Below are 15,476 nucleotides of genomic sequence, written 5' to 3' on the forward strand. Positions count from 1 at the left end.
CTCGGCGCGCGGCGCACGCTCAGTGCGCTCCGGGCGCGCAGGACGCTCGGCTGGCTCCGGAGTGCGCTCCCCCGGCGCGAGCGGGGCGGTCTGCGCGGTGAAGCCCTCGCGGTCGGTCGCGGCCGGGCGTACGGGCGGCTTGCCCCAGCGCGGCCGGGCGACCTGCCCGGGCTTGCCGGCGCCGCCCTTGCGGGCGCCCTTGCCGGAGCCGCCGGACGAACCGGACGAGCCGTGGGAGCGGGACGGGGTGTTGCGGGTCACTGGGAGGAGTCCTTGCTGCTGTCAGCGGAGCCGGCGGCCGAACCGCCGGACGGTGCGTCCGGCGTTGCGGAGACCTTCGACTTTACGGCCTTCGGGGCCCGGGGCTCGCCACGACGGACCGCACCCGGCGCCGACCAGGCCTTCTGCGACTTGCGCCGTTCGGAGGATTCCAGCTGCCACGGCACCGAGGTCACCATCACCCCGGGCTTGAACAGCAGCCGGCCCTTGAGGCGCAGCGCGCTCTGGTTGTGCAGCAGGTGCTCGTACCAGTGGCCGACCACGTACTCGGGGATGTAGACCGAGACGACCTCTCGCGGGCTGTTGCGGCGCAGGTTCTTCACGTAGTCCAGGACCGGCCCGGTGATCTCGCGGAACGGCGAGTCCAGCACCTTGAGCGGCACCTCGATGCCGCGTTCGTCCCACTCGTTGCGCAGCGCCGCGGTGTCCGCCGGGTCCACGTTGACGGTCACCGCCTCCAGCGTGTGGGCACGGGCCAGCCGCGCGTACGCGAGCGCCCGCAGGGCCGGCTTGTGCAGCTTGGAGACCAGCACGATCGCGTGCACCCGGGTGGGCAGCACCACGTCGTCCGGCTCCTCGGCGGCGACCAGCTCGTGGGAGACCCGGTCGTAGTGCCGGCGGATCGCCTTCATCATCACGAACAGCACGACCATGGTGGCGATCGCGATCCAGGCGTGGCTGATCTTGGTCGCGAGGACGACGATCAGCACGGCCATGGTCATCACCAGGCCGAAGGCGTTGATCGCCCGGCTGCGCTGCATGTGGCTGCGCTTGGCCGGGTCGGTCTCGGTCCGCAGCAGCCTCGTCCAGTGCCGGATCATGCCGGACTGGCTCATGTTGAACGAGACGAAGACGCCGACGATGTACAGCTGGATCAGCCGGGTCGGGTCCGCGTCGAAGGCGATGATGAACAGCACCGCGGCCAGCGCCAGCAGGATGATGCCGTTGGAGAAGGCCAGCCGGTCGCCGCGGGTGTGCAGCTGGCGCGGCAGGTAGCGGTCCTGCGCGAGGATCGAGCCCAGCACCGGGAACCCGTTGAACGCCGTGTTGGCGGCCAGCACCAGGATCAGGCCGGTGACGGCGGCGACGAAGTAGAAGCCCGGCGTGAAGTTGGAGAAGACGGCCTCGCTGATCTGGGCGAGCGCGGTCTTCTGGTGGTAGCCGCTGCCCGCGCCGACCAGCTGCTCGGCCGGGTCCTCGGCCATCTGGACACCGGTGAGCCGGGCCAGCCAGATGATCCCCATGAACATCACGACGGCGATCGAGGCCATCATCAGCAGCGTGGTCGCGGCGTTCTTGCTCTTCGGCTTCCGGAAGGCCGGCACGCCGTTGGAGATCGCCTCGACGCCGGTCAGCGCGGCACAGCCCGAGGAGAACGCCTTGAGCAGCAGGAACACCATCGCGAAGCCGGCCAGCGAGTCGTTGCCCGGGGTGGCCTGGAGGTGGAATCCGGAGCTCTCGGCGGGCATGTCCTGGCCGAGGCCGAAGTGGCGGAACACCCCGTAGACCACCATGCCGATCACGCCGACCATGAAGGCGTACGTCGGGACGGCGAAGGCACTGCCGGACTCGCGCACACCGCGCAGGTTGATGCCCATCAGCACGATGACCACGACCACCGACAACGTCAGCTCGTGGCCGCGCAACGAGGGCACCGCGGAGACCACGTTGGCCACCCCCGAGGTCGTGGAGACCGCCACGGTGAGGATGTAGTCCACCATCAGCGCGCTCGCGACCACCAGGCCGGAGTTCGGGCCGTGGTTGACGGTGGCGACCTCGTAGTCGCCGCCACCGCTCGGGTACGCGTGGACGTTCTGCCGGTACGAGGCCACCACGGCGAGCATCACGACGGCGACGACGACGCCGATCTGCCAGGAGAAATGGATGGCCGAGGCGCCCGCCAGGGAGAGCGTCAGCAGGATCTCCTCGGGCGCGTACGCGACCGAGGAGAGCGCGTCCGAGGCGAAGACGGGCAGCGCGATGCGCTTGGGGAGCAGCGTCTCCCCCAGCTTGTCGCTGCGTAGCGCACGCCCGATCAGGATGCGTTTCGGAAGGTCAGTCGGCATAGGCACGGTAAGGAATCGTAGGGGCTGTTACGCCCGAGCTCCGACTCGTGCCCCCCCTTCGTCGCGACTGTGTTCGGTGGACCGGCTAGCGTGTCGGATACGAGCAGGCGGGCAACACTCAGGTTGTCGAGCCGCGCGACCACGAGAACGCTCGCCCCGGACGGCGGGGCGGGGAAGGATGACGAACGGTGTTTGCGCAGGTCAAGAACCCAACGGGACGGGTGAGGTAGCGCCGGTGCACATCGTCATCATGGGCTGCGGCCGCGTGGGCTCCGCCCTCGCAAGAGCACTGGAGAAACAGGGCCACTCCGTCGCCGTCGTCGATCAGGACCCGACGGCCTTCCGCCGGCTCGGCGCCGGATTCAACGGGCGACGGGTCACGGGTGTCGGCTTCGACCAGGACACCCTGAAGGAGGCGGGCATCGAGGAGGCCGGCGCGTTCGCCGCCGTCTCCAGCGGTGACAACTCCAACATCATCGCCGCGCGGGTGGCCCGGGAGAACTTCGGCGTCGAGAACGTCGCGGCCCGGATCTACGACCCGCGGCGCGCCGAGGTCTACCAGCGCCTGGGCATCCCGACCGTGGCCACCGTCCGCTGGACGGCCGACCAGATGCTGCGCCGGCTGCTGCCGAGCGGCGCCGAACCGCTCTGGCAGGACCCGAGCGGCACCGTCCAGCTCGCCGAGGTCGCCTACGACCCGGCCTGGGTCGGCCACCGGATCAGCGCGCTGGAGGAGGCCTCCGGCGCCCGGGTGTCGTTCGTCACCCGGCTCGGCGAGGGCCTGCTGCCCACGCCCCAGATGGTGCTGCAGGAGGGCGACCTGGTGCACGTGATGCTGCGCCGGGCCGACCTGACGGCCGTCGAGGCCGCGTTCGCGCAGGGCCCGGAGAAGGAAGGCCACTGATGCGAGTCGCCATTGCCGGGGCCGGTGCCGTCGGCCGCTCGATCGCGGGCGAGCTGCTGGAGAACGGCCACGAAGTCCTGCTGATCGACAAGAACCCGAACTCCATCTCGGTGGAGCGGGTGCCCATGGCGGAGTGGCTGCTCGCCGACGCCTGCGAGATCACCTCCCTGGACGAGGCCGCCCTGCAGCGCTGCCACGTGGTGATCGCCGCGACCGGCGACGACAAGGTCAACCTCGTCGTCTCGCTGCTCGCGAAGACCGAGTACGGCGTGCCGCGGGTGGTCGCCCGGGTGAACAACCCCAAGAACGAATGGCTCTTCAACGAGTCCTGGGGCGTCGACGTCGCCGTCTCGACGCCGCGCCTGATGTCCGCCCTGGTCGAGGAGGCCGTCAGCGTCGGCGACCTGGTCCGGCTGATGCGCTTCAGCCAGGGCAACGCCAACCTGGTCGAGCTGACCCTCGCCGCCGACACCGAGCTGGTCGGCACCCGCGTCGGCGACGTGCCGTGGCCGCCGGACACCGCGCTGGTGACGATCATCCGCGAGGGCCGGGTGCTCACCCCGGGCAAGGACGACACCCTGGAGGGCGGCGACGAGCTGCTCTTCGTGGCCGCGCAGGAGCGCGAGGAGGAGCTGGAGAACCTGCTCTCGACCTCCTCCGGCGCCCAGTAGGCCCGGGGACGACACGCGGGAGGGCCCGCACTCGGTGAGTGCGGGCCCTCCCGTCCTGCCGCACGGCCGGCCGTGCGGCTCACTTCCGTTCGGCGCCGTCCGGCTCCTCGTCGTCCAGCTGTGCCTTGATCGGCGGCGGCGCCTTCAGCAGGATCTGCCAGGTGACGTACATCGCCAGCAGCATCGGCGGGATGCCCAGCGCCACCTTGAGCCAGCCGAGCAGGTTGACGTTGTGGGTGAAGTACAGCGGGAAGAGGATCACCGGCTTGATGCCCATGATCAGCACCCAGGCCCAGGTGGCCTTGGTGTAGGCCGCCAGCCGGCCCGGGTTCTGCTTGCGCCAGGTGAACAGCTCACCGGTGACCGGGCCGAGCATGACGCCGATCAGCGGCCAGCGCACCAGCGCCGACACGGCCAGGGCGATGCAGTACCCGACGTTCCAGAGCAGGCCGGGCAGGTAGAAGTTCTCCGCCTTGCCGGTCTTCATCGAGATCCAGGCGCCGATGGCCACCCCGAACACGCCGCTGAAGGCGTGCTGGACGGTCTCGCGCTTGGCCAGTCGCGCCACCACGAACAGCCCGCTCAGGCCCAGCGCGGCCCAGGCGGCCGCCGGTACCTGGTGGGTGATGTTGTAGGTGACGATGAAGACCAGGCCGGGCAGCGTCATGTCGATCATGCCGCGGACGCCGCCGAAGGCCTGCATCACCGTCTCGGCGGCCTCCCTGGAGGCGGCCGCCTGTCGGGCCGCCTCGTCCTCGCCACCGGGGGCGGTCTCGACCAGGCCGAGCTGGGCGGCGGTCTCGCCGCCGGGCTGGTTGCTCACGCTCACTCGCTCCCGTGTCCGACCGGACGCAGTTCGTAGCGGGGGTTGAACAGCACGCGGCGCCCGCGTGCGTGGGAGATCCTGCCGCTGGCCACGAGCCGGCGGCCGGGCTCTATGCCCGCGATGGAGCGGCGGCCGAGCCAGACCACGTCCAGTGCCTCGGTGCCGTCGAAGAGCTCCGCCTCCAGCGCGGGCACACCGGCCCGGGGGCGGAGCGTCACCGTACGCAGGGTGCCGGCGACGGTGACCAGTTCACGGTCCCCGCAACTGGCGATCGGAGTGCAGCCCGACTCCGCCGCGCTCTCCTGGCGCAACTCCTCCGCCTGCAGCTCCTCCGCGGAGGAGGTCAGCCGGCTGAGCATGCGGCGGAAGCGGCCCTGCGGCTGGTCGCTGCTGATGTCACCACTCATGTCGGCAAGGCTACCGGCTCCGCGGCCTCCCGCGGCAGGCCGCGGACCCGGCCGGGTACCCGCACGGGGTGTCCGGAGCCCGGCCGCGTCCCCGGCGGCTCAGCTCTCGAAGCGGTAGCCCATGCCCGGCTCGGTGATGAAGTGGCGCGGGTGCGAAGGGTCACGCTCCAGCTTGCGCCGCAATTGGGCCAGGTAGACCCGCAGGTAGTTGGTCTCCGTCCGGTAGGCCGGCCCCCAGACCTCCTGCAGCAGCTGGGTCTGGCTGACCAGCCGCCCGGCGTTGCGGACCAGCACCTCCAGGAGGTGCCACTCGGTCGGGGTGAGACGGACGTCGGTGCCGTCCCGGTTGACCTTCTTGGCGGCGAGGTCGACGGTGAAGCTGTCGGTGACCACCAGGGAGTCGTCCTCACCGGCCACCGGTTCGGCCCGGCGGACGGCGGCGCGCATCCGGGCGAGCAACTCGTCCATGCCGAACGGCTTGGTGACGTAGTCGTCCGCGCCCGCGTCGAGCGCCTCCACCTTCTCGTCGGAGGCGTGCCGGGCGGAGAGCACGATGATCGGCACCCGCGTCCAGCCACGCAGCCCCCTGATCACCTCGACGCCGTCCATGTCGGGCAGGCCCAGGTCGAGGACGACCACGTCGGGGTGGCGGGCGGCGGCCAGCTCCAGCGCGCTCGCGCCGTCGTGGGCCGCGTCGACCTCGTACTTACGGGCCTTGAGGTTGATCACCAGTGCGCGGACGATCTGCGGTTCGTCGTCCACGACGAGGACCCGGGTCATGCGGGCTCCGCCTTTCGCAGCAGTCGGGAGAGTCGGACGGGATGTGATCGGGAGTGGCGCGGTCGGAAGTGGCCCGGTCTGGAATGGCCCGGTCGGGAGCAGTGCGGCCGGGAGTGGTGTGGCCGGGAGTGGTGTGGCCGGGAGTGGTGTGGCCGCCCGCGGGGCCTTCCGCGGCGGACCGGCGGGCGGGCGCTCACCCGGCGGACGGCCCGACCTGCGACGGCCGGCCGGCCGCTTCGGGCAGTTCCGGCCGTCCGGGCGGCCCCGGCGGCCCGGACACGTCCGCCCGTTCGGGCGGCCGGTCGACGGCCGGCAGGGTCACCACCATGGTGAGGCCGCCGCCCGGGGTGTCCTCGGCGGTGACGGTGCCGTCCATCGCCTCGACGAAGCCGCGCGCCACCGCCAGGCCGAGACCCACCCCGGCGCCGCGCGGCGCGTCCCCGTACCGCTGGAACGGTGCGAAGATCCGCTCCTTGGCGTCCTCGGGCACGCCCGGGCCGCGGTCGACGATCCGCAGCTCCACCCGGCCGGGCCCGCCCACCGGCACCAGCGCATCCGCCTTGACCAGCACCTTCACCCCCGGCGGGCTGTACTTGACGGCGTTCTCCACCAGGTTGGCGAGCGAGCGCTCCAACAGCCCGCCGTCGGCCCGGATCATCGGCAGGCTCTCCGGGACGTCCAACCGGACCGCCTCCGGCGGGACGCCGCCGAGCGCGAACGGCACCACCTCGTCCAGATCGGTCTCCTGGATCAGCGGAGTGACGGTGCCGGTCTGCAGCCGGCTCATGTCGAGCAAATTGTTGATCAGGTGGTCGAGCCGGTCCGCCCCGGCCTCGATGCCGGCCAGCAGCTCGGCCTCGTCCTCCTCGTCCCACTCCACGTCCGCCGAACGCAACGAGCTCACCGAGGCCTTGATGCCGGCCAGCGGGGTGCGCAGGTCGTGCGAGACGGCGGCGAGCAGCGCGGTACGGATCCGGTTGCCCTCGGCCTCCCGCCGGGCAGCCGCGGCCTCCCCCGCCAGCCGGCGGCGCTCCAGCAGCACCGCCGCCTGCGCCGCGAAGGCGCCGAGCAGCCGGCGGTCCTCCGCCGGGAGCACCCGGCCCCGCAGCGCCAGGGCCAGTGTGTCGCCCACCGGCACATCCACGTCCGCAGTCTCGGGCCGCTCCGGCGGATGCGGCCCGGCCACCGCCACCGGGTGCCAAGGGCCGAGCGGATCCGGCCGCTCCAGCAGCACCGCGGACTCCTGCTGGAAGGTCTCCCGGACCTGCTCCAGCAGCGCGGTCAGCACGCCGTCCCCGCCCGGCGCGCCGCGCAGAACGGTGCCGGCCAGCGCGCTGAGGGTCTGCGCCTCCGTCTGACTGCGCGCCGCCTGGTGGGTACGCCGGGCCGCGAGGTCCACCACGGAGGCCACCGCGATGCCCACGGCCGTGAATATCGCGACGGCCATGATGTTCTGCGGCTCGTCGATGGTGAAGGTGTGTATCGGCGGAGCGAAGTAGTAGTTCAGCGCCGAGGAGCCGACCAGCGCGGAGGCGATCGCCGGGAAGAGCCCGCCGACCAGCGCAGCGCAGACCGTCAGCGAGAGGAAGAGCAGCATGTCGGTGGAGAGGCCGAGGCCCTCCACGTGGGTCAGCAGCAGCGCCAGCAACGGCGGCCCGCCGAGGCCGATCAGCCAGCCCGCCACGGCACGCGTCCGACCGAGATCGGTGACCTTGCGGATCGGCACCCGGCCGAGGCCCGCGGCGGCGTGCTCGTGCGTGACGATGTGCACGTCGATGTCGCCGGACGCCCGGGTCACGGTGGTGCCGACACCCGGACCGTACAGGTACTGCCACGCGGGCCGGCGGCTGGTGCCCAGCACGATCTGCGTGGCGTTGACGCCGCGGGCGAAGTCCAGCAGCCCGGCCGCCGGATCGTCGGCGAGGACGGCGTGGAACGAGCCGCCGAGGTTCTCCACCAGGGCCCGCTGCTCGATCAACGTCTGCGAGGAGCCCGACTCCGAACCGGCCAGGCCGTCCGAGCGGGAGATGTGGACGGCCAGCAGCTCGCCGCCGGAACCGCGGGCGGCGATCCGGGCGGCACGGCGGATCAGCGTCGCCCCCTCGGGCCCCCCGGTCAGCCCGACCACGATCCGCTCACGGGCCTGCCAGGTGCCCTTGATGCCCTGCTCGGCCCGGTACTTCTGCAGGTACTCGTCCACCCGGTCGGCCGTCCACAGCAGCGCCAGCTCGCGCAGCGCGGTGAGGTTGCCCGGGCGGAAGTAGTTGGCGAGGGCCGCGTCGATCTTCTCCGGCGCGTAGACGTTGCCGTGCGCGAGCCGGCGCCGCAGCGCCTGCGGGTCCATGTCGACCAGTTCGATCTGGTCGGCCCGCCGGACCACCTCGTCCGGCACGGTCTCGCGCTGCCGGACACCCGTGATGCCCTCCACCACGTCGCCCAGCGACTCCAGGTGCTGGATGTTCACGGTCGAGATCACGTCGACGCCGGCCGCCAGCAGCGACTCCACGTCCTGCCAGCGCTTGGCGTTCCGGCAGCCGGGCACGTTGGTGTGGGCGAGCTCGTCCACCAGCACCGCCTGCGGCCGCCGGGCGAGCACCGCCTCCAGGTCCATCTCGGTGAAAACCGCGCCCCGGTGCGTCATCTCCCGCCGCGGCACGACCTCAAGACCGGCGACCAGTGCGGCGGTGTTCCGGCGCCCGTGGTCCTCGACGAACCCGACGACGACGTCGGTGCCCCGCTCCAGCCGCCGGTGCGCCTCGGCGAGCATGGCGTACGTCTTGCCGACCCCGGGAGCCGCCCCGAGGTAGATCCGCAGCCTGCCGCGTCCCATGTGCACCATTCTTGATCCGGAGCGCCCGGGCTACCACCCCGGACACCTGTTCCCCTCCCTTGGAGACTACGGCGTAACGGGTGATTCTCCAGCGATCGGGCCCCTGATCAGGGAGTTTTAGCGGCATATTGACGGGCCGGCGGGGCCGCACGTGGGTAGGTCGGTGCTGCTGGGGCCGGCCGGGAACGCAGAGAGCCCCGCCCGGGACCCGGACGGGGCTCTCTGTCCATCTGCCTACCTGTATCCGGGCATGTTCTGTGCCCGTACATGCAGAAAGACCCCCTCCGGAATCCGGAGGGGGTCTTTCTGGAATGATTGTTCGGCGGCGTCCTACTCTCCCACAGGGTCCCCCCTGCAGTACCATCGGCGCTGTGAGGCTTAGCTTCCGGGTTCGGAATGTAACCGGGCGTTTCCCTCACGCTATGACCACCGAAACACTATGAAACTGTCAACCGCACCCACGACAGGCCATGTCATGGGGGTCGTTGTTTCAGAACAACACAGTGGACGCGAGCAACTGAGGACAAGCCCTCGGCCTATTAGTACCGGTCAACTCCACCCCTTACAGGGCTTCCATATCCGGCCTATCAACCCAGTCGTCTACTGGGAGCCTTACCCTCTCAAGGAGGTGGGAGTGCTCATCTCGAAGCAGGCTTCCCGCTTAGATGCTTTCAGCGGTTATCCCTCCCGAACGTAGCCAACCAGCCATGCCCTTGGCAGGACAACTGGCACACCAGAGGTTCGTCCGTCCCGGTCCTCTCGTACTAGGGACAGCCCTTCTCAACACTCCTACGCGCACAGCGGATAGGGACCGAACTGTCTCACGACGTTCTAAACCCAGCTCGCGTACCGCTTTAATGGGCGAACAGCCCAACCCTTGGGACCTACTCCAGCCCCAGGATGCGACGAGCCGACATCGAGGTGCCAAACCATCCCGTCGATATGGACTCTTGGGGAAGATCAGCCTGTTATCCCCGGGGTACCTTTTATCCGTTGAGCGACGGCGCTTCCACAAGCCACCGCCGGATCACTAGTCCCGACTTTCGTCCCTGCTCGACCCGTCAGTCTCACAGTCAAGCTCCCTTGTGCACTTACACTCAACACCTGATTGCCAACCAGGCTGAGGGAACCTTTGGGCGCCTCCGTTACTCTTTAGGAGGCAACCGCCCCAGTTAAACTACCCACCAGACACTGTCCCTGATCCGGATCACGGACCCAGGTTAGACATCCAGCACGACCAGAGTGGTATTTCAACGACGACTCCACAACAACTGGCGTTGCTGCTTCAAAGTCTCCCACCTATCCTACACAAGCCGAACCGAACACCAATATCAAGCTATAGTAAAGGTCCCGGGGTCTTTCCGTCCTGCTGCGCGAAACGAGCATCTTTACTCGTAATGCAATTTCACCGGGCCTATGGTTGAGACAGTCGAGAAGTCGTTACGCCATTCGTGCAGGTCGGAACTTACCCGACAAGGAATTTCGCTACCTTAGGATGGTTATAGTTACCACCGCCGTTTACTGGCGCTTAAGTTCTCAGCTTCGCCCCGACGAATCAGAGCTAACCGGTCCCCTTAACGTTCCAGCACCGGGCAGGCGTCAGTCCGTATACATCGCCTTACGGCTTCGCACGGACCTGTGTTTTTAGTAAACAGTCGCTTCTCGCTGGTCTCTGCGGCCACCCCCAGCTCGGAGTGCAAGACTCTCCACCAGGAATGGCCCCCCTTCTCCCGAAGTTACGGGGGCATTTTGCCGAGTTCCTTAACCATAGTTCACCCGAACGCCTCGGTATTCTCTACCTGACCACCTGAGTCGGTTTGGGGTACGGGCCGCCATGAAACTCGCTAGAGGCTTTTCTCGACAGCATAGGATCATCCACTTCACCACAATCGGCTCGGCATCAGGTCTCAGCCTCAATGAGTGACGGATTTGCCTATCACTCGGCCTACACCCTTACCCCGGGACAACCACCGCCCGGGCTGGACTACCTTCCTGCGTCACCCCATCGCTCACCTAATACAGACTTGGTCCGGCGGCTCCACCACGTCCCTTTGTCCGAAGACTCCGGGCCGGCTTCACGGCCTTAGCATCACCTGGTTCAGCGTTGGCGCTTCAAAGCGGGTACGGGAATATCAACCCGTTGTCCATCGACTACGCCTGTCGGCCTCGCCTTAGGTCCCGACTTACCCTGGGCAGATCAGCTTGACCCAGGAACCCTTGGTCAATCGGCGCAAGAGTTTCTCACTCTTGTATCGCTACTCATGCCTGCATTCTCACTCGTGTACCGTCCACGACTGGTTTCCACCGCCGCTTCACCCGGCACACGACGCTCCCCTACCCATCACAGCAGGCGTTGGCCCTATATGCTGCAATGACACGACTTCGGTGATGTGCTTGAGCCCCGCTACATTGTCGGCGCGGAATCACTTGACCAGTGAGCTATTACGCACTCTTTCAAGGGTGGCTGCTTCTAAGCCAACCTCCTGGTTGTCTCTGCGACTCCACATCCTTTCCCACTTAGCACACGCTTAGGGACCTTAGTCGGTGTTCTGGGCTGTTTCCCTCTCGACCATGGAGCTTATCCCCCACAGTCTCACTGCCACGCTCTCACTTACCGGCATTCGGAGTTTGGCTAAGGTCAGTAACCCGGTGAGGCCCATCGCCTATCCAGTGCTCTACCTCCGGCAAGAAACACGTGACGCTGCACCTAAATGCATTTCGGGGAGAACCAGCTATCACGGAGTTTGATTGGCCTTTCACCCCTAACCACAGGTCATCCCCCAGGTTTTCAACCCTGGTGGGTTCGGTCCTCCACGAAGTCTTACCTCCGCTTCAACCTGCCCATGGCTAGATCACTCCGCTTCGGGTCTTGGGCATGCAACTGAAACGCCCTATTCGGACTCGCTTTCGCTACGGCTACCCCACACGGGTTAACCTCGCTACACACCGCAAACTCGCAGGCTCATTCTTCAAAAGGCACGCAGTCACGAGACACACAGCAAGCTGCATGTCCGACGCTCCCACGGCTTGTAGGCACACGGTTTCAGGTACTATTTCACTCCGCTCCCGCGGTACTTTTCACCATTCCCTCACGGTACTATCCGCTATCGGTCACCAGGGAATATTTAGGCTTAGCGGGTGGTCCCGCCAGATTCACACGGGATTTCTCGGGCCCCGTGCTACTTGGGAGTTCTTCAAACGAGCCGTACAGATTTCGTCTACGGGGGTCTTACCCTCTACGCCGGACCTTTCGCATGTCCTTCGACTACCCATACGGTTTCTGACTCGTCGACCGGCCGGCAGACCGATCAAGAAAAATCCCACGACCCCACCAGCGCAACCCCTGCCGGGTCTCACACGCTGATGGTTTAGCCTCATCCGGTTTCGCTCGCCACTACTCCCGGAATCACGGTTGTTTTCTCTTCCTGCGGGTACTGAGATGTTTCACTTCCCCGCGTTCCCTCCACATACCCTATGTGTTCAGGTATGGGTGACAGCCCATGACGACTGCCGGGTTTCCCCATTCGGAAACCCCCGGATCAAAGCCTGGTTGACGGCTCCCCGGGGACTATCGTGGCCTCCCACGTCCTTCATCGGTTCCTGGTGCCAAGGCATCCACCGTGCGCCCTTAAAAACTTGGCCACAGATGCTCGCGTCCACTGTGCAGTTCTCAAACAACGACCAGTCACCCACACTCAACGATCCGAAGACCGCCTCGCATGAGACCGGCATCACTGAAGCAACGACCATACGGCCGTTCCCTCAGGACCCAACAACGTGCCCGACACAGTCAATCCCAGAAAGCGTTCCACGCCGAAGCAGTACTTGCTTTCCAGTCTCTTCCTGTGCCGAATAGTCAACGTTCCACCCATGAGCGACCGTGCAGAACATTCGCCTGCAAGCGGCCATGTGCTCCTTAGAAAGGAGGTGATCCAGCCGCACCTTCCGGTACGGCTACCTTGTTACGACTTCGTCCCAATCGCTGGTCCCACCTTCGACGGCTCCTCCCCTTACGGGTTAGGCCACCGGCTTCGGGTGTTACCGACTTTCGTGACGTGACGGGCGGTGTGTACAAGGCCCGGGAACGTATTCACCGCAGCATGCTGATCTGCGATTACTAGCAACTCCAACTTCATGGGGTCGAGTTGCAGACCCCAATCCGAACTGAGGCCGGCTTTTTGGGATTCGCTCCGCCTCGCGGCATCGCAGCCCTTTGTACCGACCATTGTAGCACGTGTGCAGCCCAAGACATAAGGGGCATGATGATTTGACGTCGTCCCCACCTTCCTCCGAGTTGACCCCGGCAGTCTCCTGTGAGTCCCCATCACCCCGAAAGGCATGCTGGCAACACAGAACAAGGGTTGCGCTCGTTGCGGGACTTAACCCAACATCTCACGACACGAGCTGACGACAACCATGCACCACCTGTATACCGACCACAAGGGGGCGACCATCTCTGGCCGTTTCCGGCATATGTCAAGCCTTGGTAAGGTTCTTCGCGTTGCGTCGAATTAAGCCACATGCTCCGCTGCTTGTGCGGGCCCCCGTCAATTCCTTTGAGTTTTAGCCTTGCGGCCGTACTCCCCAGGCGGGGAACTTAATGCGTTAGCTGCGGCACCGACGACGTGGAATGTCGCCAACACCTAGTTCCCAACGTTTACGGCGTGGACTACCAGGGTATCTAATCCTGTTCGCTCCCCACGCTTTCGCTCCTCAGCGTCAGTAATGGCCCAGAGATCCGCCTTCGCCACCGGTGTTCCTCCTGATATCTGCGCATTTCACCGCTACACCAGGAATTCCGATCTCCCCTACCACACTCTAGCCTGCCCGTATCGAATGCAGACCCGGGGTTAAGCCCCGGGCTTTCACATCCGACGCGACAGGCCGCCTACGAGCTCTTTACGCCCAATAATTCCGGACAACGCTCGCACCCTACGTATTACCGCGGCTGCTGGCACGTAGTTAGCCGGTGCTTCTTCTGCAGGTACCGTCACTTGCGCTTCTTCCCTGCTGAAAGAGGTTTACAACCCGAAGGCCGTCATCCCTCACGCGGCGTCGCTGCATCAGGCTTTCGCCCATTGTGCAATATTCCCCACTGCTGCCTCCCGTAGGAGTCTGGGCCGTGTCTCAGTCCCAGTGTGGCCGGTCGCCCTCTCAGGCCGGCTACCCGTCGTCGCCTTGGTAGGCCATTACCCCACCAACAAGCTGATAGGCCGCGGGCTCATCCTGCACCGCCGGAGCTTTACACCACAGTCCATGCGGACCGTGGTCATATCCGGTATTAGACCCCGTTTCCAGGGCTTGTCCCAGAGTGCAGGGCAGATTGCCCACGTGTTACTCACCCGTTCGCCACTGATCCACCCCGAAGGGCTTCACCGTTCGACTTGCATGTGTTAAGCACGCCGCCAGCGTTCGTCCTGAGCCAGGATCAAACTCTCCGTGAATGTCTTCTCGACAGTGCTTAATGAAAAGCGGTCGAGCTGCACTCGCGTCGAGCGGCACGGCAACCACCGGAATAGGGCGGCCCCGCGCACTGCGTCCTCGCTAGTGTTTTACTTCAAAAGGAATCTCCAACCCCGATCAAGTGATCGAGGCCGGGGATGTCAACATATCTGGCGTTGACTTTTGGCACGCTGTTGAGTTCTCAAGGAACGGACACTTCCTTCAGGCGGCTTTCACACCGGCCCTCCGGGCGCTTCGTTCTTTCGTGTTTCCAGCCTATCAGATGTTTTCCGTGCCGCTTCCGGCGCTTCCTTCATCCAACTCGCTGCTGTCTTCTGCGGCTTGACGCCCCGTCCGACGTTTCAAACTCTAGCCGATCCCCGCCCCGAAAGGCGAATCCGACCGCAACCCATATAAACGCGCACGCCGAATAGGACCCGAGCCGCGACGCCGAAAAGGCAAGCGCAACACAGTTCGAACTGGAAGTGGTGTTTCTAAGGATTGGCCGCCCCGGGACCGTCCGCGCCGATGCGTGTCCGGTGCTCCCTGCCGAGCGACCAGTCAACACTACGCCCGGCCGGGCCGGAGGGCAAACCGGTGCCCGGGACGATCCGCGTGCAGAGCGAACGGCCGGCCTTCACGTACTCACCGTTGGGGTGATCGTTGCTGGTCACCCGGTGTCGGGCCGCCCGCTCGTCCCGTCCGCCGGCGCGGTGGCGGACGAGCAGTCGCTGCTCGCGGACGGCGTCCTCCGTCTCGACGTACCAGAGCTCGCGCAGCAGGCGCCGGGCGTCGGGCCAGGGGTGCTCGGTGGCGGCGAGGTAGTTGCCCTCGGTGACGACGAGGCGGGTGTGCGGGGCGACGACATGACGGGCGGCGACGGGTTCGTCGAGCTCGCGGTCGAAGTCGGGGACGTAGATGTCCTGGAAGCGGTCGGCCAAGACCCTCTGCAGGAGGGCCACGTAGCCGTGGGCGTCGAAGGTGGCCGGCGCGCCCTTGCGGTGTTCGAGACCGAGACGGTCGAGCTGGGCCCCGGAGAGGTGGAAGCCGTCGAGCGGGAGGTAGGCGGCGGTGCCGGGGCCCTCGCACCGTTCGACCTCGGTGACCAGGTACCTGGCCAGGGTGGACTTGCCGGCGCCGGGCGGGCCGGCAAGTCCGAGGATCGTGCGGGTGCTGCTGCCCGGGCCCCGGAGGAGACCGAGGGCGAGCGCCACGAGGTCGGGGGCGGTGCGGGTGTCCTCGTTCATGGGCGCACCCTACTGACCGGCGCG

8 protein-coding genes and 3 rRNA genes are annotated in these 15,476 nt (G+C 66.6%); 2 read left to right on the forward strand and 9 right to left on the reverse strand.

The features are described from left to right. Positions 1-257 precede the first annotated feature (257 nt). Positions 258-2,345, reverse strand: a complete 2,088-nt coding sequence (locus tag OH807_RS14940; RefSeq protein ID WP_406210988.1) for an APC family permease — start codon at positions 2,343-2,345, stop codon at positions 258-260. Positions 2,346-2,580: 235 nt separating this feature from the next. Here OH807_RS14940 and OH807_RS14945 point away from each other — a divergent pair, with 235 nt between their 5' ends. Both OH807_RS14945 and OH807_RS14950 read left to right on the forward strand, forming a co-directional pair. Continuing rightward, positions 2,581-3,249 (forward strand): potassium channel family protein, encoded by a 669-nt coding sequence (locus tag OH807_RS14945; RefSeq protein ID WP_406198643.1) that lies wholly within the window; start codon positions 2,581-2,583, stop codon positions 3,247-3,249. Then, positions 3,249-3,920, forward strand: a complete 672-nt coding sequence (locus OH807_RS14950) for a potassium channel family protein (RefSeq protein WP_406198645.1) — start codon at positions 3,249-3,251, stop codon at positions 3,918-3,920. Before OH807_RS14945 ends, OH807_RS14950 begins: the two co-directional genes overlap by 1 nt. A 79-nt stretch (positions 3,921-3,999) precedes the next feature. On the opposite strand, the gene OH807_RS14955 is transcribed toward OH807_RS14950, so the two are convergent. From OH807_RS14955 to OH807_RS14990, 8 genes are all read right to left on the reverse strand, one after another. Next, positions 4,000-4,743, reverse strand: coding sequence for a DUF3159 domain-containing protein (locus OH807_RS14955; RefSeq protein ID WP_406198647.1), 744 nt, complete (start codon positions 4,741-4,743; stop codon positions 4,000-4,002). Between the two features lie 2 nt (positions 4,744-4,745). Further along, the gene (locus tag OH807_RS14960; protein WP_406198649.1) at positions 4,746-5,153 is read right to left on the reverse strand and encodes an OB-fold nucleic acid binding domain-containing protein; all 408 of its coding nucleotides are present in this window, start codon (positions 5,151-5,153) and stop codon (positions 4,746-4,748) included. Between the two features lie 99 nt (positions 5,154-5,252). After that, positions 5,253-5,933 carry a response regulator gene (locus OH807_RS14965; RefSeq protein ID WP_406198651.1) on the reverse strand — a complete coding sequence of 227 codons (681 nt, stop codon included), beginning with the start codon at positions 5,931-5,933 and terminating at the stop codon, positions 5,253-5,255. 193 nt (positions 5,934-6,126) lie between these two features. Continuing rightward, the gene (locus tag OH807_RS14970; RefSeq protein ID WP_406198653.1) at positions 6,127-8,763 is read right to left on the reverse strand and encodes an ATP-binding protein; all 2,637 of its coding nucleotides are present in this window, start codon (positions 8,761-8,763) and stop codon (positions 6,127-6,129) included. A gap of 317 nt (positions 8,764-9,080) precedes the next feature. After that, a 5S ribosomal RNA gene (rrf, locus tag OH807_RS14975) occupies positions 9,081-9,197 on the reverse strand. A gap of 85 nt (positions 9,198-9,282) precedes the next feature. Continuing rightward, a 23S ribosomal RNA gene (locus OH807_RS14980) occupies positions 9,283-12,405 on the reverse strand. Between the two features lie 278 nt (positions 12,406-12,683). Next, positions 12,684-14,207, reverse strand: a 16S ribosomal RNA gene (locus OH807_RS14985). Together the 16S, 23S and 5S rRNA genes form the textbook arrangement of a ribosomal RNA operon. 492 nt (positions 14,208-14,699) lie before the next feature. Continuing rightward, entirely contained in the window at positions 14,700-15,452 is a 753-nt protein-coding gene (locus OH807_RS14990) for a nucleoside/nucleotide kinase family protein (protein WP_406198655.1), read from the reverse strand. Positions 15,453-15,476: the final 24 nt, after the last annotated feature.

This window comes from Kitasatospora sp. NBC_01560, assembly GCF_045208415.1.
Classification (GTDB): Bacteria; Actinomycetota; Actinomycetes; order Streptomycetales; family Streptomycetaceae; genus Kitasatospora.